At 55.0% G+C, this 19,603-nt stretch carries 12 protein-coding genes and 3 tRNA genes; 10 read left to right on the forward strand and 5 right to left on the reverse strand.

What is annotated here, in order from left to right; genetic code table 11:
- Window positions 1-274 precede the first annotated feature (274 nt).
- The 5 genes from HY282_08090 (at window position 275) to HY282_08110 (ending at window position 4,651) form a co-directional block, all read left to right on the forward strand.
- Window positions 275-637, forward strand: a complete 363-nt coding sequence (locus HY282_08090) for a PilZ domain-containing protein (GenBank protein ID MBI3803709.1) — start codon at window positions 275-277, stop codon at window positions 635-637.
- A 224-nt stretch (window positions 638-861) separates the two neighbouring features.
- The gene (locus HY282_08095; GenBank protein ID MBI3803710.1) at window positions 862-1,248 is read left to right on the forward strand and encodes a response regulator; all 387 of its coding nucleotides are present in this window, start codon (window positions 862-864) and stop codon (window positions 1,246-1,248) included.
- Between the two features lie 100 nt (window positions 1,249-1,348).
- Complete coding sequence (lexA, locus tag HY282_08100; GenBank protein ID MBI3803711.1) at window positions 1,349-1,984, forward strand: transcriptional repressor LexA; 636 nt, start codon at window positions 1,349-1,351, stop codon at window positions 1,982-1,984.
- A gap of 79 nt (window positions 1,985-2,063) precedes the next feature.
- Window positions 2,064-4,280 carry a hypothetical protein gene (locus tag HY282_08105; protein ID MBI3803712.1) on the forward strand — a complete coding sequence of 739 codons (2,217 nt, stop codon included), beginning with the start codon at window positions 2,064-2,066 and terminating at the stop codon, window positions 4,278-4,280.
- Entirely contained in the window at window positions 4,277-4,651 is a 375-nt protein-coding gene (locus HY282_08110) for a response regulator (protein MBI3803713.1), read from the forward strand. Before HY282_08105 ends, HY282_08110 begins: the two co-directional genes overlap by 4 nt.
- Before the next feature lie 108 nt (window positions 4,652-4,759).
- On the opposite strand, the gene HY282_08115 is transcribed toward HY282_08110, so the two are convergent.
- The 5 genes from HY282_08115 to serS form a co-directional block, all read right to left on the reverse strand.
- Window positions 4,760-4,836, reverse strand: a tRNA-Arg gene (locus tag HY282_08115).
- A gap of 12 nt (window positions 4,837-4,848) precedes the next feature.
- Window positions 4,849-5,397, reverse strand: a complete 549-nt coding sequence (locus tag HY282_08120) for a DUF2155 domain-containing protein (GenBank protein ID MBI3803714.1) — start codon at window positions 5,395-5,397, stop codon at window positions 4,849-4,851.
- 46 nt (window positions 5,398-5,443) lie between these two features.
- Window positions 5,444-5,537 (reverse strand) — tRNA-Ser (locus tag HY282_08125).
- Between the two features lie 222 nt (window positions 5,538-5,759).
- Window positions 5,760-5,845, reverse strand: a tRNA-Ser gene (locus tag HY282_08130).
- A gap of 188 nt (window positions 5,846-6,033) precedes the next feature.
- Window positions 6,034-7,317: a serine--tRNA ligase gene (gene serS, locus HY282_08135; protein MBI3803715.1), complete on the reverse strand. Its 1,284-nt coding sequence runs from the start codon at window positions 7,315-7,317 to the stop codon at window positions 6,034-6,036.
- Between the two features lie 223 nt (window positions 7,318-7,540).
- Between serS and metH the strand changes: the two genes are divergently transcribed.
- The 5 genes from metH to HY282_08160 all read left to right on the forward strand — a co-directional run bounded on the left by metH (window position 7,541) and on the right by HY282_08160 (window position 19,541).
- Window positions 7,541-10,981: a methionine synthase gene (gene metH / locus HY282_08140; GenBank protein ID MBI3803716.1), complete on the forward strand. Its 3,441-nt coding sequence runs from the start codon at window positions 7,541-7,543 to the stop codon at window positions 10,979-10,981.
- A 182-nt stretch (window positions 10,982-11,163) separates the two neighbouring features.
- Window positions 11,164-11,481 carry a pyrimidine/purine nucleoside phosphorylase gene (locus HY282_08145; GenBank protein ID MBI3803717.1) on the forward strand — a complete coding sequence of 106 codons (318 nt, stop codon included), beginning with the start codon at window positions 11,164-11,166 and terminating at the stop codon, window positions 11,479-11,481.
- Between the two features lie 56 nt (window positions 11,482-11,537).
- Complete coding sequence (locus tag HY282_08150) at window positions 11,538-12,128, forward strand: DnaJ domain-containing protein (GenBank protein ID MBI3803718.1); 591 nt, start codon at window positions 11,538-11,540, stop codon at window positions 12,126-12,128.
- Between the two features lie 194 nt (window positions 12,129-12,322).
- The gene (locus tag HY282_08155) at window positions 12,323-18,916 is read left to right on the forward strand and encodes a PAS domain S-box protein (protein MBI3803719.1); all 6,594 of its coding nucleotides are present in this window, start codon (window positions 12,323-12,325) and stop codon (window positions 18,914-18,916) included.
- Window positions 18,909-19,541, forward strand: a complete 633-nt coding sequence (locus HY282_08160) for a response regulator transcription factor (protein MBI3803720.1) — start codon at window positions 18,909-18,911, stop codon at window positions 19,539-19,541. Before HY282_08155 ends, HY282_08160 begins: the two co-directional genes overlap by 8 nt.
- The last annotated feature ends 62 nt before the right edge of the window (window positions 19,542-19,603 follow it).

The raw sequence follows: 19,603 nt of genomic DNA on the forward strand, positions 1-19,603 counted from the left end.
GGGTATTCGGACATCCATTACTGGTCCTCCTTTTTAAATATCGATCTCTGAATGGAGTAATTCTGAGAAGGTACAGAGATGAGCAGAGAACCAAGAGCGCGGAGGAATCCTTCCGCTTCGGCTCTTTGTCAGCCGGGCATTTATCATACCGCAGATTATATTTCAGAAGTTCTTCCCTATAAATATATGAATCGTATCGGCGGCAGGCCTGCCCTCTGAAAATGGATTACTGCGCTATACTAACTGCTGAGATTGAAAGGGAGATAAACGTCCTATGCATGAAGACAAACGAGACGGCCTTCGGGTACCTTTTGCGCCCATCGCCATTATCACGAGGGTAAATAAAAATGTCTCTCACGCCGTCAGAGTGCGCGATTTGAGTATAAAAGGAATCGGAATTTATTCCAATGACGTTTTTCAAAAAGACGAGCAGTTGCTCGTGGAGCTTGCACTCCCAGGCGAGCAAGACGCCGAAATTCTGATGATTCCGGGTGAAGTGGCCTGGCTTGAGACTCTCCAGGGGGTCACCCAATATCTGATCGGAATCAAGTTTCATCTTATACCGGAATTCAAAGAAAAGCTGCAATCGTACATTCATTCAATCGAAGAAAGACTAAACTATAAAGAGCTTAAATAGACATAAAAGTTGAATGTGAAGCTTGGAAAACCTTAGAATTAAATGTACGTTCTTTCAATAAAATAGCAGCTCTCTTTACTTTTATCGGGCGGCCCATGGTTCCGTCTCCGACAGCGCATTTTTATCTCCTATCAAAAAACTCAGGAAGCACCGCGCGCCTTCCATACTCTGTGCGATGATCATGAAGATCAAGGCATGCTGATCAGGTTAAAAAAGAGGTGCTTTTGCGATCGAGGATTCTCATCGTTGACGACAACCAGGACACGTTGATCACCTGCTCAGCGGTCCTGAGCAAAGCCGGCTATCTGATCAGCACGGCAACAGATGGCTTTTTGGCGATGCGGCACCTGAATGAGGAGCGGATGGGGCTGGTCCTGCTGGATGTGTCGATGCCGGGGATGGATGGATTCGATGTCTGTCGGGCGATCAAGGGCAATTCAGATCTCTATCATATTCCGGTTCTATTTCTATCCGCCAGAGTGGACCCCGGTTCCCAAGCATTTGGGATGAGTCTGGGGGCAGCCGATTATTTAAGTAAGCCGATTCAACCGGCAGAGGTCCTCCTGAAAGCAAAAAAATATTGCTTAAAGGATCCGCCGCCCTCCCCATAAGCATCAACCCTTCTATTTGCTTTGACATTCATTCCACATTGGGAATACCCCTTTCAAGAATTCCTTGACAGCTCCCTCTCATATCCGGTAAGGTAGACATATGCCTACCTTACCACTGACTTCCAGACAAACAGAGATCCTCGACCTGATCGAGCGGGCCGTACAAGAACAGGGCTATCCACCGACCTTGCGGGAGATCGCAGGCGGCCTCGGATTATCCGGCACCCGCGCGGTCGAGAAACATCTCTCGGAATTAATTCGAAAGGGCCACCTTCGAAAAGGCCCCGGCCGCCGAACCCTGGAGGTCATCTCTCGAACCCTTAAAGTGAAAGCAGAAGCAAAGCGACCCGGTCGATTGATTCCGATCCTGGGTCGGGTCGCCGCGGGCCAGCCCATTCTTGCTGAGGAGAACCTGCTCGGTCATCTGACGGTCGATCCCTCTTTGGTGCGAAGCAAGGAGGCCTTCTTACTCAAAGTCAACGGAGAGAGCATGAAGGAGGCCGGCATCTTCGAGGGGGATTATGTGTTGGTCAAGCCCCAGTCCGATGCCGACTCCGGCGAGATCGTCGTGGCGATGACCGAAGGGGAAGCCACCGTTAAACGGCTGATCAAGAAAAAAGGAAGCCTCGTTTTAAAACCTGAGAACGCGGCCTTTAAACCGATTGTCATCACCGAAAAAGATCTGACCTTTCAGATCCTGGGGAAGGTCGTCAGCTTGATTCGTCCAACCCTCTGACGAGAGGAGGCTCCGTGGATGCGATCTCTGAGATGGAAGAGAAAGACCTCTCTGAATCCTCTCTTGAGAAGGAGAGCCGATGAAGCTTACCGGCTGGATCTTTGATGTCTACCCGGTCGACGGGGGAATGCGGGTCTGGCTCATCGACGCACAGGGAGCCAAGCATGAGTTGCTCGACCCCTTCTCCCCCTGCTTCTACATCGGCGGGAAAAGTGCGCTTGTGCGCCCGCTGCTGGCCGCCCTCTCGAAATTGAACCTGCCGCTTGAGATCACCCGCACGAAGAAGGTCGAATTCTACTCCGGAAAACCGATTCCGGTGACCCAGGTACAGGTCCTCAATCCGATTCACTTCATAAAGATCGCGAGAGTCTGCACGTCTGCCGCCGTCAAACCGGAAGGGGCCGGCCTCTCTCTCTATCACTGCGATCTCTCACTGCCCCAGCTCTATTTTTACGAGCGGGGAAGTTTTCCGCTGGCCCATTGTGAAGTCGATGTGGAAGAGGGGAAGGTCCAGCGGGTGAATCTGCTCGACTCGATCTGGAGCACTGATTACACCACCCCTCCGCTTTCCATCCTGACCCTTCGAATGGAGGGGGAAGAGATTCGGCCCGATCACACCGGTCCCCGGCGTCTGGAGGTGGTCGTTGAAGGTCGGGCGACCTGCATTGAATCCGAAGACGAAGCCGGCTTGATCGATCAGTTCGATCGCCTGCTGCTCCGGCATGATCCCGACTTGATCCTCTCGGAGTGGGGCGACTCCTACATTCTCCCTCAGATCATCGCAATGGCGAAGAAGAAGCACTTCCCGCTGCTGCTCAACCGTGAGCTCAATACCGATGTAATGACCCGGCGCGAGCGTTCTTATTTGACCGATGGTCAGGTGGCGCATCAGGCGCAGTCCCATCTTCTGTTCGGCCGCTGGCACATTGATCTGCACAACTCCTTCTTAATCGGCCATACAGAGCTGGAAGGGCTTTATGAGTTCGCGCGACTCTCCAAAATTCCGGTCCAGCAGATGGCACGGACGACGACCGGGACCGGCATCACGTCAATGCAGATGGATTTGGCTTTCCAAGATGGAATCCTCATTCCCTGGAGAAAGCAGAAAGGAGCGGCTTTCAAGCCGGCCGATTCGATCCTTCTCACCGATAAAGGAGGACTGACCCCGAAGCTCGGTTTTCATGAAGAGGTCGCGGAGATGGATTTCGCCTCGATGTACCCTGCCATCATGGTGCACTACAACATCTCGCCGGAGACAGTCAACTGTCAATGCTGCCAGTCGAACATCGTCCCGGAGATCGGTCATCATCTCTGTACTAAGCGCCGTGGGCTGATTCCACGATTCCTGGAGCCTTTTTTAGCCAAGCGGGCTGCTTATAAATTCTTGAAGAAGCAGACGGCCGATCCGGAGATGAAGCAGCGGTATGAGGCCCGGCAATCGGCACTCCGGTGGGGGTTGGTGACAACCTTTGGATATCAAGGCGATAAAAACGCCCGTTTTGGGAAGATCGAAGCGCATGAGGCGATCACCGCATACGTCCGGGAGAAGCTGATGCAGGCGAAGGAGATCGTGGAAAGAGACGGATTCGAGATGATCCATGCAATGGTTGATACGCTCTGGATTCGAAAACCGGGCGCCTCGGCGGCCACGTATGAAGCGCTTGCGAAGGAGATTTCAGAGTGCTGTGAGATCCCCATCGCCTTTGAAGGAATCTATCGCTGGGTCCTCTTTCCCTTTTCGGAATCGGATTCTGAAATCGCGGTGCCCAATCGCTATTGGGGGGTCTTCCGAAATGGCGAGGTCAAGCTGCGAGGGATTGAGGCGCGCCGCGGCGACACCTCCCCTTTTATTCGGACGGCCCAGACCGAGATGCTTCAGATCCTCTCGCAGGCGAAGAATCGAGAGGAGTATGAAGCGCTGCTTCCGAAAGTAGAGGAAATTAAAGAAGCTTATCTGGAGCGACTGAGAACCCGGCGGGTCTCCTTCTGGGAGCTGGCGATCGCAAAGACCCTTTCGAAATCTCCGGGGGAATATCAAAAAGACAGCCTTACCGCGATCGTCGCCAAAGAGCTCGCCGGCCACGGCGTGAAACTCTCGCCGGGCCAGAGCATTGCCTATGTGATTACCGATGCCAAAGCACGGGTGAAATCAGAGAGAGCCCGGGCGTTGGGGTTTATGGATGGAGCATGGGGATTTGATGCGGAGAAGTATAAATCACTTTTGATCCAGGCCACAGAAGTCCTCTTGCCAGGAAATAAGGATCCATCTCAACAACAGCTGGAACTGCTTCCATGAAGCGAATCCTGGTCATTGAGAATGATCCGTTCATTTTAATGCTGTTGAACGATATGCTCACGCGAATCGGTTATTGCGTGACACAGACTGAATCGGGAATATCAGGGTTGGAGAAGATCGAAAGAGAGGAATTCGACGCCATTATATTGGACATCCATCTGCGTGATATCGATGGGAGGTTGGTTTATGAGAAGGTGAAGACGCGCTCTTCCAGCTTGGCCAGCCGAGTGTTATTCATGACGGGGGATGTTGGAAATCCGGACACCGTCTCGTTTATTAGAAAGACCGGAAACCTATGGCTTGAGAAGCCTTTTACCGTTCCACAGCTAAAAGATATTTTGAAGCGGCTCTTTCTGGAGAAGGAAAGCTGAGAAGGAGAAAAGCGAGACGTTTGAAAGAGTATGCATATAGCGTCAACATGGCATAAACCGCTTCGGACAGAGAAGTAATCGGATGTTAGGTTGTTTTAAGGATAAGGATGGTGCGCCCGGAGAGATTTGAACTCCCGACCCCTTGATTCGTAGTCAAGTGCTCTATCCAGCTGAGCTACGGGCGCGATGGGAGGATCTTAGGCCGAAACCACATCCTTCAGGGTGACGGCAAAGCGGGGGTGTTGAAAGGGATGCATCGTCGGAAAAAGGGAGAAGAGCCACCCTCTAAACAACTCTTTTCCATTCTCTGAGATGACAACGCGGACCGCGGGGTTCTTCAGCTCATTCGTCACCGAGGTAAACACCGTTCCCTGAATAATGAGATCAGGCAGGAAATCGCCGACCTTGATCTTGACCTCCGAATCGGGAAGGGTATATTCCGACCCGATGTTAACGACATGCTCGGAAATTTGGCTGGTCTTCTTATCTTCGACCATCAGCTTGACCGCTTTCCACTTTCCCTTGACCATCTCCGGAACAACGATCTGGGCGTTGCTCAGATCGGGAACATCGGAAGGCCGCTCCGTCGTGGGGTGCTGGCCTCTTGGCGTCGGTTGACCCTGTTGGACCTGCTGGGCCTGGGGAGCCGCCGGGGCAGACTCTCCCATATAATTCGATTCCTTCTTATTACATGCAGCGAATAACAACAGGGCACTGAGAAGCAAGACGATCTCTTTCCGCGTCATAAAACTCCTTAACAGATACATCCCCAAAAAATGCGCCTGGGGAATTTGGCGGAGAGGCAGGGATTTGAACCCTGGATAGAGGTTTAGGCCCCTATGACGGTTTAGCAAACCGTTGCCTTCAGCCGCTCGGCCACCTCTCCATTGAATATGGGGGCCTGTCCGGCAACTGAAGGAGATCCGGTCCTCCAATGCCCCCATGCCCCGCGCTCACACCGGCACAACCGGCTGCTCGCTTTATTTGTTTAAATCTCTTTTGTGCCTTTCTACCCTGCCTCTACGTTTCGAGGCCGCATGAGTAAAGCACCCGCTCGTTTGATCTGCGTATTCTAATCGTGTGCGGTGTCTATTTCAAGTTTTAAGAGTGGCGGAGGGGGTAGGATTCGAACCCACGACCCTTTCGGGTAACGGTTTTCAAGACCGCCGCCTTAGGCCACTCGGCCACCCCTCCATAAGGTATGTGGGGCCCGTGCGGCCAGAGAAGAGGCTTGTCCTCCGATGCCCCCACGCCCCGCGGCTCGCACCGGCATCGCCAGTGCTCGCCTTTATTGATCTACGACCGGTCCCTCATCCGTCTGGGAAATAATCTCCCTTTCCAAGTCGAAAAGAGAGTTCCCGGAATTTAGCCCGCTCCAATAATTAAGCAGCCCTTGGCTTATCGATCTTTGTCATCCCGTCCATATAGGGACGCAGCGCTTCCGGAATCAGCACCGAGCCCTCTTCTTGCTGATAGTTTTCGAGGATGGCGACCAGCGTCCGTCCCACCGCCAGGCCGGAGCCGTTGAGGGTGTGAACGTACTGAACCTTGCCGCCGGCGGTTCGATATCGGATGTCGGCCCGTCTCGCCTGAAAGGACTCGAAGTTGCTGCACGAGGAGATCTCCCGATAGGTCTGCTGCGAGGGGATCCAGACCTCAATATCATACGTCTTCGCCGCCGCGAATCCCATGTCGCCGGTGGAAAGGGCCATCACCCGATAGGGAAGCGCCAGCCGTTGCAGAACGGTTTCCGCATCCTTTAAAAGCCGCTCCAGATGATCGTACGAGTCATCAGGCTTCGCAAATTTCACCAATTCGACCTTATTAAACTGGTGCTGGCGAATCAGACCGCGGGTGTCTTTTCCATACGAGCCGGCCTCTCTGCGAAAACAAAGGGTATAGGCGGCATATGAAATCGGCAGATCGGCTTCGGTCAGAATCTCGCCCCGGAATATATTGGTCACCGGCACCTCCGCCGTCGGGATGAGGAAGTAATCTTCATCCTTGAGGCGAAAGAGGTCCTCTTCAAACTTGGGGAGCTGCCCCGTCGCGGTCATGCTCTCCCGGTTGACGATCACCGGCGGGAGCACCTCCTGATAGCCATGTTCGCGGGTGTGAAGATCGAGCATGAAATTAATCAGCGCCCGCTCCAGCCGCGCCGCCGCGCCCTTATAAAGGGTAAAGCGCGCCCCGGTGATTTTGGCGCCCCGTTCGAAATCGAGGATGCCGAGCGACTCGCCGATCTCCCAATGCGGTTTCGGGGAAAATGAAAAGTGCGGCGGGGTTCCCCAACGCCGAACCTCCTGATTGTCCTTTTCGTCCTTCCCGACCGGCACCGACGGATGGGGCAGGTTCGGAAGCATCAGGAGAAACGGGCCGAGCGCCTCCTCAATCTTTTTCTGATCGACCTCGAGTTGCTCGATCTCTTGGGCGACCTGCTTCATCTCCTCCAGAATCGGGGCGATCGGCTTTCCTTCCCGCTTCGAGCGCGCGATTTCGTCGTTCGCCTTGTTCTTCCGCGCCTTGAGAGTTTCGATCTTTGTTTTCAGCGCCCGCTGCCGCTGATCCGACTCGATCCAGGTATCAAAAGAGAGGTCGATCTGGCGATCGGCCAACCGCTTTCGGACCTCTTCTAGGTTCTCTCTGAGCAGCTTAATATCGAGCATGGATCGGACTTCAAACCTCAAACGATCCGCCCAATCTAACATGTTGCCTTTTAGGAGTCAACCGGAGCCTGTCGTTTTCTTCCCCGCTCTGGACCGATCCGACCCGGCAAGCCGTTGTTTCGCCGAAACAAAAATAGTGAAAAAAAGATGGAGGAGCCGACCCCCTTTTTGTTACAATGAATCCCACTAGACTTTTAGGGAGGCATGCTTGGGAAGCGATTTAATGAAAGCGTTATTGCGCGAGCGGATTTTGGTATTGGACGGGGCGATGGGAACGATGATCCAGGCGAGAGACCTCACCGCCGCCGATTTTGGAGGGCCGGAGCTCGAAGGGTGCAACGAGCATTTGAATTTGACCCGCCCCGATGTCATCCAATCGATCCACGAAGCCTATTATGCCGCCGGGGCCGACATCGTCGAGACGAACACCTTCGGCGGAACCGGCATCGTCTTGGCCGAATATGGGCTCCAGGACAAAGTGATTGAGATCAATCGCGCGGGAGCGCAGGTCGCAAAAGCGGCCGCAAAGAGATATTCGACCGCCGCCAAGCCCCGGTTCGTCGCCGCCTCGATGGGACCGACGACCAAGGCGATCACCGTCACCGGCGGGGTGACATTCGATCAATTGGTCGAAGCCTTTGCGCTGCAGACGAAAGGACTCATCGAAGGGGGGGTCGATCTGCTGCTGCTGGAGACCGCCCAGGACACGATTAACCTGAAAGCCGCCGCCATCGGAATTCTCCAGGCCCAGAAAGAGACCGGGGTGGAGGTTCCGATTATGATCTCGGCGACGATTGAGCGGACCGGAACGATGCTCGCCGGCCAAGGGGTCGAGTCGCTCTACACCTCGCTGGAGCACCTCCCCATTCTTTCGATCGGGCTGAATTGCGCCACCGGGCCGGAGTTCATGACCGACCACATCCGCTCGCTTTCGAACATGGCGACCTGCCTCGTGTCGGTCTATCCGAACGCGGGGCTGCCGAACGAAGAGGGAAAGTACGAGGAGACCCCCGAATCGCTCGCCGGAAAACTCTCCCGGTTTGTCGATGAAGGATGGGTGAATCTCATCGGCGGCTGCTGCGGGACGACCCCGGCTCACATCACGGCGATTGCGAAGATGGTCGAAGGACGCCAACCGCGCGTTCCGAAGAACACGCTGAAACCGGCGGCCTCCGGAATCGATTTTCTTCAAATTGAAGAGGACAATCGTCCCATTATCGTCGGCGAGCGGACCAACGTGATCGGAAGCCGCAAATTCAAAGAGCTGATCATCGACGGAAAAATCGAGGAAGGGGCCGAGATCGGCCGGGCGCAGGTCCGAAACGGCGCGCAGGTAATCGACGTCTGCATGGCCAATCCCGATCGGAATGAATTGGCCGACATGGAGATGTTCCTCCAGATTCTGAACAAGAAGGTCAAAGCGCCGATCATGATCGACTCGACCGATCACGAAGTCATTGAGTCGGCGCTCAAACTCTGCCAGGGAAAGTGCATCATCAACTCAATGAATCTGGAAGATGGCGAGGAGCGCTTCGAACGGATCGTCCCATTGCTGAAGAAATATGGCGGCGCGGTGGTGGTCGGCTGCATCGATGAAGACCCGATCCAGGGGATGGGGGTCACCCGCCAGCGGAAGCTTGAGATCGCGAAGCGCTCTTATAACTTGCTTGTCCACAAATACGGCTTGCCCCCCCGCGATTTGATTTTTGACGCATTGGTCTTTCCGGTCGGAACAGGCGATGTAAACTATATCGGCTCGGCGCCCGAGACGATTGAAGGAATCCGAATGATCAAGGAGGCCTTCCCGGAGGTAAAGACGATCCTGGGGGTCAGCAATGTCTCATTTGGACTTCCGACCGCGGGACGCGAGATCCTCAACTCGGTCTTCCTCTATCACACCGTCAAGGCGGGGCTCGATTATGCCATCGTCAACGCCGAGAAGCTGGAGCGGTATCCTTCCATCCCGGAGGAGGAACGCCGGCTGGCCGAGGATCTCATCTTTTGGCGGGGAGACGATCCGATCGCCGCCTTTGCCGCCCACTTCAAGGATAAAAAGGGGATCGCCAAGAAGACCCGCACCGATCTTCCCCTCAACGAGCGGCTCGGCCGCTATATTGTCGAGGGCTCCAAGGAAGGGCTGATCGATGATCTGGATCTAAAGCTAAAAGAGGCGACCCCGCTCGAGGTCATCAACGGTCCGCTGATGACCGGCATGGATGAGGTGGGACGGCTTTTCAACAACAATGAGCTGATCGTTGCCGAAGTGCTGCAGTCGGCCGAAGCGATGAAGACCGCCGTGAGACATCTTGAGCAGTTCATGGAGAAAAACGACGCCTCGAGCCGGGGGAAAATCCTTCTTGCAACGGTGAAGGGGGATGTCCACGACATCGGGAAAAATCTGGTCGAAATTATTTTAAGCAACAACGGCTATAACGTCATCAATCTCGGAATCAAGGTTCCCCCCGAAACCTTGATTGAAGCAATCCGGAAAGAGCGGCCCGATATGGTCGGCCTCTCCGGGCTGTTGGTAAAGTCGGCCCAGCAGATGGTGATCACGGCGCAAGACTTCAAAACCGCCGGCGTCGGGGTGCCGATTTTGGTCGGCGGGGCGGCCCTCACCAAACGCTTTACCGACACGAAGATCGCCGCGGAGTACCCCGGACCGGTTTTCTACGCCAAAGACGCGATGAACGGGCTCGACCTGGCGAATCAATGGGCCGATAAAGGGCAGCGGCCGGCCCTCTTAAAGAAGACCGAGACGGAGCGCGCGGCGATGGTGAAGATCGCCGACGGGATGGAGAAGAAGCCGGCGCCCGCGCCGGATGCCCGGACCCGATCGAATGTCCGGCGTGATGCTCCCCTGCCGAAAGCGCCCGACTTCGATCACCATCTGATCCAGGAAGGACCGCTACAGGAGATCTTCTCCTACATCAACCCGTCGATGCTGTACGGAAAACATCTCGGCCTAAAGGGCAATCTGGAACGGCTCCTCGCCGACCGAGACGAGCGGGCCGAAAAACTCCACGCCTCCGTGGTGGCGATGCAGGAGGAGATCCTCGCAAAGCGCATCCTCACCGCCCAGGGGATCTACCGGTATCTCCCCTGCCGATCGCGCGGAGATGATCTGCTGATCTATGATCCTGCCGATCCGACCCGCCTGCTCGAGACCTTTACCTTCCCGCGGCAGCCGGCGGGCGAGCGGCTCTGCCTCTCCGACTACTGCCGGGATGTAGAATCAAGCGAGATCGACTCGGTCGCCCTCTTCGTCGTCACCCTTGGGAAGGGGGTCCGCACCCTCTCCACCCAGTGGAAGGAGGCGGGTGAGTATCTTCGGTCGCATATGCTCCAGGCGATTGCGATCGAGGGGGCGGAGGGATTCGCCGAGTGGGTGCACCAGAAAATTCGGAAGGACTGGGGCATTCCCGATCCACCGGAGCGGACGATTCATGAGGTCTTGAAGAACCGCTATCGTGGCATCCGGGTCAGCTTCGGCTATCCAGCCTGCCCGAACCTCACCGACCAGCGGAAACTCTTCCGATTGCTCGACGCCACCGCAAAGATCGGCGTGGAGCTGACCGACGGCGACATGATGGACCCGGAGGCATCGGTCTCCGCCCTCGTCTTCCACCATCCCGAGGCAAAATACTTTCGAACGGATACATAATCCAGGACAGAGCGCTTCTGGCGAGGCCTAATAAGGAACCGGGAAATATCCAGCGCCGTTGCCTGATAAAATTTAAGTGGGAGCAGGTGTGGGACAGGACGCAGCGGGTGAGAAGATCTAAAACCGAAGACTTCTTCCAGCGCCGGCCCCACATACAACCCATATACACAGAGAGAGGCCTCATGAGCGAATTCAAGAATATAACGGTGAAAAAAGCGGCGAACATCTTCTTTGACGGAAAGGTCACAAGCCGGACGGTTTTCTTCCCGGACGGGAGCCGCAAAACCTTGGGCATCATGCAGCCGGGCGAATTTGAATTTAAGATCGGCGACTCGGAAATCATGGAAATACTCTCCGGAAATCTGGAGGTGCTGCTCGAAGGAGAGAAGGGATGGAAGCCGATCAAAGGGGGAGAGCAATTCACCGTTGCGGCGCACACCACGTTTAAGCTGAAGGTCTACTCCCTGACCGACTACTGCTGCAGTTTTATCAAGAGCTAGCCGCGCCGCGAATCCTCCGGGTCGGGCGGAGATCATTATTTCTTCTGGATCTGATCATGATCGATGAAGATTTCTCCAAAAAGCTACAAGAGCGAAAAGGGCGTCTCAAGCGGCGCATCTTCGAGCTGAACGAAACGATCGAGATCGACCTCGCTTTCGCAACTGACCGCGACGACGCCCGTGCCTTCTCCTTCTTCACCATCGAAGAAAAGCTCCTCGATTTTCAAATCCTCTTTCAAAAAATATTGGATCAGATAGACGAAGCCACCACGCTGGCCGACCTTGATCGGACCGTCGGACGGATCTCTTACGTGGAAGACCGTCTTGACGAAGCAGAAAGCCAACTCTATAATCGGTCCCGGAGAAGACGCCGTCCCTTTAATCTCGGAGATTTTTTCAGTCAGTTCAGCCAACAGAATGGATCGGGCGCCTCCGCTGCCCGAGGAGAGATCTCTTCGTTGACCGAGGCTTACCACATCCTCGGCATTGAAGAAGGGACGGGAATGAATGACGTGACCACCGCGTTTCGCCGCTATGCGAAGGAGTATCATCCCGATGCCCGCGGAGGCGATCGGAGCGCGGAATCCGAGCTTCGAAGGGTCGTCGAAGCCTATCAGATGATTAAACAGCACCTCGCCGATCCCTAGGGCGAAACCGCCTATCCCGAAGAGTGTCCTTCCGCGCCGACCCATCCATTACGTCAGATTCCAGGGCGCTCCGTCTTGAACTGCTCAAGGGCTTGATTTTACTGCTCAGGGTGGTAGGATAACAAAGCTGTAAGCTTCCTTTCGTGGGGCCAAACAGTCGGGTCGAAGATCTTCATCAAGGAGCATAGAGGCTCTTGAAGCAATCTCCTCAGAAGAGGACAGCAGGAGCACCGTCTGAGCACTCTCAGCATTTTATCCCATCACTCTTACACACCCCTTCCGCTCTCATTGTTCTTTTTCTGACCTTCCTTCTCACCGGCACCGCCTGGTATTTTACAAAGCAGAGCATTGAACATCGCGCACAGGCCCGCTTTGATAAACATGTCCTAAAAGCATCTCAGGCAATTGAAGAGCGCCTCCAGACCTACGTGGATACCCTCTTATCAATCCGCGGTCTCTTCGTTGTAAACGAGAAGGTCAGCCGGGCCGACTGGAAAAAATATATCGAATCACTCCATCTGAAGCGTTATCCCGGAATTTACGATATCGTCTTCGCCCGGTATGTGCCAAAAGCGGAGAGAGCCGAGTTCGAGAGACACGTCCGAAAAGACAGCAGCCTGAATCAAAGCGGTTATCCCACCTTTTCAGTCCACCCCGAGGGAGATCGCCCCGCCTACTTCCCGATCGAATATATTGAGCCGTTTTCCTCTCCGATGCCGAAGCAGTTTGGTTATGACATGGGGTATGATCCGATACGCCGACAGGCCAATGAGCAAGCGCGCGATACCGGCCAGCCGGTCTCTACCGGAAAAATCACCTTAATGTCCACTCAAAAGGCCGGATTCTCGATTCGAGTGCCGGTTTATCACAATGAGCTGCCCCAGACCACCGTTGACGAAAGACGCCGCGCCTTAATTGGGTTCATTGCCGCTGCCTTTAATATGGACGACTTTATCCATAGCATCTTGGGGCAGGATATCCCGCGCGATTTTGATTTTGAAATCTTCGATGGAGGAACGGAGAAAGCAGCCGATCCCCGCTCGCTCTTAAGGAAAGAGCGGCTCCTTTATGACAGTGATGCTATTCTCCATGCGAATAACGAAGGACCTGATCCACGCTATTTACAGATTACCTCCTTGGAGATAGCGGGACGCATCTGGCATATCTATTTTTCTGCCGATTCCCATTTTAAATCGGGAGAGGAAGAAAATCTCCCCCCTCTCATTTTGCTTGGCGGCATCATCGTCTCCCTCCTCCTTTCTTATATTACCTGGTCCACATCGACCGCACGCCGTCGCGCCATTGAGCTGGCGGAGATCATGACCGTCGACTTTCGGGAGAGCGAAGAGCGTTTCCGAGCCATTTTCGACCAGGCCCCTTCCGGAATTGCCGTGGCGACTCCCGATGGAAGCTATGTCGATCTCAATGAAAGATTGGCTGCAATAATGGGATATACGAAAGAGGAGCTGCTCGGTCGAACCTTTCAGGACATTACCCATCCCGAAGACCTGACGCCGAACCTGGAACTCAAGGAACACCTGCTCACCGGAAAAATTAGCCACTATAAGATGGAAAAACGGTACGTCCGAAAAAGCGGTCAGATCGTTTGGGCCGATCTGACCGTCTCCCCCATCTTTGACCTCTCGGGAAAACAGAAGTATTTGGTTGCAGTCGTCGACGACATCACCCGTCGGAAAGAGGCGGAGGAAAAGCTCCGAAGAAATGAGGCTCAGCTGGCCAAGGCCCAGGAGATCGCGCGCCTCGGAAGCTGGAGTCTGGATCTCCAAAGCAGGTCCATTCAGTGGTCCGATGCGCTCTACCAGATCTACGGACTGAGCCCCAAATCAGAGCTGACTTATGAAGCGGTCATGCAATATAGCCACCCCGCCGACCGGGAGCGGGTGAACGAAATCCTTTCGACCTCGGCGCGCGACGGTCGACCCTTTAGCTTTGACTACCGGATCATCCGACCGGACGGCGCGGTCCGAACGCTCCATGCGGAGGGAGAAGTCCTCTGTGATGGAACAGGCCAGGCGGTTCAAATCGTCGGAACGGCGCAAGACATCACCGACCGGAAAGAGGCGGCGGAGGTGCTGCGGGGGACCAATCAGGCCCTTCAAGCCATCATTGAGTCGGCGCCCTTGGCCATTATTTCCCTCGATCTGGATGGAAAGATCAAAACCTGGAACCCGGCCGCAGAACAGATCTTCGGATGGCGCGCAGAGGAAGTCATCGGTCACTTCAACCCGATCATTCCCGACGATCAAAGGGATGACTTTAAATCACGGGTCGATGCACTTCTGCAGGGGCGGACTTTTCCGAGTCTGGAAGTCAGTCGTCAAAGAAAAGACGGCTCTCTCATTAAAATGAGCTTATCGACCGCAGCGCTCCGCGATGCAAACGGCCGTATTCAAGGGTTCATCGGCCTGCTCACCGACCGGACCGCTTATAAACAGGCGGAGGAGGCCCTGCGGAAAAGTGAAGCTCGGTTCAGACGGGTTGTCGACTCGAACATGCTCGGCATCGTTTTCTCAGATGTCCACGGAGACATCACAGAGGCGAATGACGCTTTTCTCCAGATGGTCGGATACAGCCGAGAGGAGCTTCAGCGGGGGGATGTCAGCTGGAAAGAGATGACGCCGCCTGAATATCAGAGCCTGGATTTAAAAGCGCTCAATGAACTGATTGCAACGGGCGTCTGTACCCCTTATGAAAAAGAATTCACCTGTAAAGATGGAAAGAGAATCTCTGTGGTGATCGGTGGCGCATTTCTCGAGGGCTCCCACGAGAGAACCGTCGGCTTTGTCCTTGACATTACCGGTCGGAGACGGGCCGAGGAGAAATTGCGGCAAAGCGAAGAAAAATATCGGCTCTTATTTGAAACCAACCCACACCCGATGTGGGTCTTCGATCTGGAGACGCTCGCCTTCCTGGCGGTCAACGAAGCGGCTATTCGCCACTATGGTTTCTCGCGAGAAGAGTTCCTCTCCATGACCATCAAGGACCACAGTCCAAGCGAAGAACTCCCGGCGCTCATCAAAGCCCTTCCGCAGATCAGCACCCGGGTCGGTCCGGCAGGGATCTGGAGAACACAAAAAAAAGACGGCACGATCATCAATGTAGAAATCACCTCCGATATCATCCTCTTCTCGGGAAGAAAGGCCAAACTCGTTCTGGCCAACGATGTCACCGAACGTCTCCGGGCAGGGGAAGCGGTCAAACAAAGCGAAGCCCATCTTCGCGCCATCATCGACAGCGAACCCGAATGCGTAAAAACGGTTTCACTCGACGGAACCCTCCTCGCCATGAACCCGGCCGGACTGGCGATGATTCAGGCTGCCTCGGAGCGGGAGGTGGTTGGGAAGAATGCGCTTGAGCTGGTCCACCCGGAGGATCGGCTCGGCTATCGGGCGCTCCATCAATCCGCCAGTCAAGGCGAGTCGGGCCACTTACAGTTTCGGATGGTCGGATTGCAGGGAAGAGTCCGCTGGGTTGAGACCCATTCCGTTCCTCTCAAAGATCAACACGGCGGGATTTGCTCCGTCTTAAGCGTTACTCGGGATATTACCGAGCGGAAACAGGCAGAGGAGGCGTTGCGGGAAACGCAGAGAACCTATTCCACCCTCATCAGTAACCTTCCCGGCCTCGTCTATCGGTGTCGAAACGACAGCGGGTGGACGATGGAATTTATCAGCGACGGCGTCTTCCCTTTGACCGGCTATGCCTCCTCTGATTTTACCGAAGGTAAAATTACCTTCGGCGGCCTCATTCATTTCGACGATCGGAAAATGGTTTACGAGACCGTTCAGACCTCTTTACAGCAGAAGAACCCTTTTCAGCTCGTCTATCGAATCCTCACCGCTTCTCGAGAGGAGAAATGGGTCTGGGAGCAGGGGCGGGGCGTTTTTTCTCCCGCCGGAGAGCTCCTCTTCCTGGAAGGTTTTATTACCGACATTACCGAACAGAAGCATGCAGAGGAGGCCCTTCAACGAAGCGAAGAACAATATCGGCTCCTCTTCGATCGAAATCCCTGGCCGATGTGGGTCGTTGATCCGAAGACGCAGGCATATATGGCGGTGAATGACGCGGCCATTCGGCACTACGGTTATTCGCGTGAAGAGTTCCTCCGGATGACCCTTTTCGATATTCGCCCCCTAGAGGAGATTCCTCTCCTAAAAAAATATCTGGCGGACACCACAAAAACACCGCCGGACCCGGTCCAAGGCGGACTCTGGACACACCGAAAGAAAGACGGCACCTTAATTGAGGTTGAGATCACCTGGAATATGATCTTGGTTCGGGGGAAAGAGGCATGGCTGGTCTTGGCGGAGGATGTCACCGAGTCGAGAAAAACCGAGCGGGAGCTGCAGGAATCGGAGCGACGTTTCAGACAGCTGGCCGAGAACATCCATGAGGTCTTCTGGGTGGTGGAAAACACTCCCCGCCAGGTGCTCTACATCAGCCCCGCCTACGAGCAGATCTGGGGCCGCAGCTGCCAGAGCCTTTATGCGGAGCCCCATTCGTTCCTCGATGCCGTCCATCCCGGGGATCGATCCCGCCTGATCTCCGGGATGGTGACTGTGAGCGAGGGAAAGCGGCTCGACATTGAATACCGAATCATCCGTCCGGACGGCTCGATCCGTTGGATTCGAGATCGGGGCTTTCCAGTCAAAGACGAATCGGGAAAGACGTATCGTATTACGGGGGTTGCCACCGACATCACCGACCGCCGGCGTGCTGAAGAGGCCTTGCGAGAAACGAATGAAACCCTCCGGGCGCTGATCCATGCCTCCCCGTTGGCGATCTTCACTTTAGATCCGCAAGGGAGGGTTAAAATGTGGAACCCTGCGGCGGAACGGATCTTCGGATGGAGCGAGCCGGAAATCCTCGATCATCCTCTCCCCATCCTTTCTAACGGCCCGGAACCGGATGAGGACGTTCTTCAAAAGTCGATCGGAAGCGGAAAGGGATTCACCGGAATAGAGGTACGCCGCCGCCGAAAGGACGGATCAGTCATCGATCTGAGCATTTCAATTGCGCCATTGCCCGGTGTGGGACAAACGATGAACGGCATGGTTGCCGTGGTCGCCGATATCTCCGATCGTAAGAAAACGGAGGAGGCGCTTCGGAAGAGTGATGAGCGTTTTCATCTCGCCACCCGGGCCACCAATGATGCCGTCTGGGATTGGGATCTGATCAAAGATCTCGTCTGGTGGAATGAAAATTTCTACACCTTTTTTGGATATAAACCGGCGGAGGTTGAGCCGGGGGTCGACTCCTGGATAAACCGAATTCATCCCGAGGACAAAGTGCGGGTCGAGGCAAATATTCAAAAGGTCATCGACAGCGGCGAACAATTCTGGTCGGACGAATACCGCTTCCGTCGGGGAGATGGAAGCTATGCCACCCTTCTCGATCGCGGCTATGTTGTTCGCGATCCGGCTGGAAGAGCGGTTCGAATGATCGGCGCGATGATGGACATCACCGAGCGAAAACAGGCGGAAGAGGCGCTTCGCATCAAGACCCAACAGCTCGCGGCTGTCACCGATGCCATGGCCGCTTATCTCGACAGCCGCGACTGGATGGAGACCAGCTCCCGCCTCCTCCGGTCGGCCCTCTCTCAAACAGAAAGTGAGTACGGCTTTATTGGGGTGGTGATCGAGGGACCCCGCCTTCGGGTGATGGCCCGTGAGGGGGTCCAGTGGGACGCGGCAGCCGGCCATCCGTTTTATCAGGCGGCCCTTCAAAGCTATCGCGAACAGGGATATATCGATTTTGATCGGCTCGACAACCTCTTTGGAGAGGTCGTTCGGACCGGTAAAGTGGTCTTGTCCAACGATGCGGCCAACGATGCTCGCGCAGGGAACCTTCCCTCGGGACATCCGCCGCTGCAGACCTTTCTTGGCGTTCCGATCATCCGAGAAAATCAGGTGGTCGGGATGATCGGACTCGCAAATCGCCTCCGTGGATACAGCGCGGCCGAGCAAGGAGGGATCGAGATTCTTTCCCATGCGACGGGAATTCTCTATGACAGCTACCGTCAGAGGGAGCGGGAAATCGCCCTCGAGAATCTACAGAGAACGGTGGAAAGTGAGCTGAGGCGTTCTCAAGAGGAGCTGCGGAGTCTATCGGGCCGGCTCAACTCGATGGTCGAGGAAGAGCGAACGCGTATTTCCCGAGAAATTCACGACGAGCTGGGTCAGCAGCTCACGATTCTGAAGATGGAGCTCTCTTGGCTGAAGCGACGCATTCCGAAGAAACCTGAATTGCTTCGTCAGCGGACCAAATCGATGGCCGAGTTGGTCGACACCACCATCCGGACGCTCCGTAAAATTTCGACCGAACTCAGACCGGGGGTCCTCGACGACTTGGGATTGACCGCCGCCATCGAATGGCAGATTCAAGAGTTCCAGAGCCGGACCCGAATAAAATGCCATTTCACCCGGGAGCCGGAGGAGATCACGCTCGATCCGGAACGATCCACTGCGGTCTTTCGAATCTTCCAGGAGACGCTGACCAACATCGCCCGTCATGCCAATGCGGATGAAGCGCGGATCTATCTGGAGAAAAATCAGCGTTTTGCCATTCTCAAAGTCAGCGACAACGGTCGAGGAATCACGGAGAACCAGAAAACCCATTCGAAATCGTTGGGACTTTTGGGGATGCGCGAGCGGGCCCGCCATTGGGGAGGGACGGTTGAGATCTGTGGATCTCCCGGCGAGGGGACGACCCTTACCGTACAGATTCCCCTTCACCAGAAAGCCGACAGCAGAGAGAAAAATGATTAAAATCTTAATTGCCGATGACCATGCCATCGTCCGACGGGGACTCAAACAGATCCTCACGGAGACCTCGGATATGGTGGTGGCGGGAGAGGCCCATGACGGACAGGAGATGCTCGATATGGTCCGCAACGATCAGTGGGATGTGATCGTTCTCGACATTTCGATGCCGGGTCGCGGCGGTCTCGACATCTTAAAACAGCTCAAAAGCGAGCGGCCGAAGCTTCCTGTTCTGATGCTCACCATTTACCCTGAAGATCAATATGCCGTCCGCGTTCTCCGCGCCGGGGCTTCAGGCTACTTAACCAAGGAGAGCGCTCCCGACCATCTGGTTGAGGCGATTCGAAAGGTCGCCCGCGGCGGGAAATATATCAGCCCTCACCTGGCCGAAAAACTCGCCTTTAATCTGGAGTCGCTGTCGGAAAAACCGCCTCACGAGAGTCTCTCCGACCGAGAATTCCAAGTCCTTCGATTAATTGCCTCCGGGAAAACGGTCAAGGAGATCGGAGATGAGCTCGCGTTGAGTGTCAAGACGATCAGCACCTATCGGACCCGCATTCTGGAAAAGATGAGAATGAAGAATAACGCCGAGCTCACCCATTACGCCATCCAACAGAAATTGGTCGAATAAATCCCCTTATATAACAGTAGCTGTAGGACAAACACCTACGAAAAATCCGGTTTTTGTCCCAC

The sequence above is a fragment of the Candidatus Manganitrophaceae bacterium genome (assembly GCA_016200325.1).
Lineage (GTDB): Bacteria > Nitrospirota > Nitrospiria > SBBL01 > Manganitrophaceae > Manganitrophus.

Coding starts and splice junctions, on each gene's coding strand:
- HY282_08090 (MBI3803709.1), top strand. CDS start 275: ATGCATGAAGACAAACGAGACGGCCTTCGGGTACCTTTTGCGCCCATC.
- lexA (MBI3803711.1), top strand. CDS start 1,349: ATGCCTACCTTACCACTGACTTCCAGACAAACAGAGATCCTCGACCTG.
- HY282_08105 (MBI3803712.1), top strand. CDS start 2,064: ATGAAGCTTACCGGCTGGATCTTTGATGTCTACCCGGTCGACGGGGGA.
- HY282_08110 (MBI3803713.1), top strand. CDS start 4,277: ATGAAGCGAATCCTGGTCATTGAGAATGATCCGTTCATTTTAATGCTG.
- HY282_08120 (MBI3803714.1), bottom strand. CDS start 5,397: ATGACGCGGAAAGAGATCGTCTTGCTTCTCAGTGCCCTGTTGTTATTC.
- serS (MBI3803715.1), bottom strand. CDS start 7,317: ATGCTCGATATTAAGCTGCTCAGAGAGAACCTAGAAGAGGTCCGAAAG.
- metH (MBI3803716.1), top strand. CDS start 7,541: ATGAAAGCGTTATTGCGCGAGCGGATTTTGGTATTGGACGGGGCGATG.
- HY282_08145 (MBI3803717.1), top strand. CDS start 11,164: ATGAGCGAATTCAAGAATATAACGGTGAAAAAAGCGGCGAACATCTTC.
- HY282_08150 (MBI3803718.1), top strand. CDS start 11,538: ATGATCGATGAAGATTTCTCCAAAAAGCTACAAGAGCGAAAAGGGCGT.
- HY282_08160 (MBI3803720.1), top strand. CDS start 18,909: ATGATTAAAATCTTAATTGCCGATGACCATGCCATCGTCCGACGGGGA.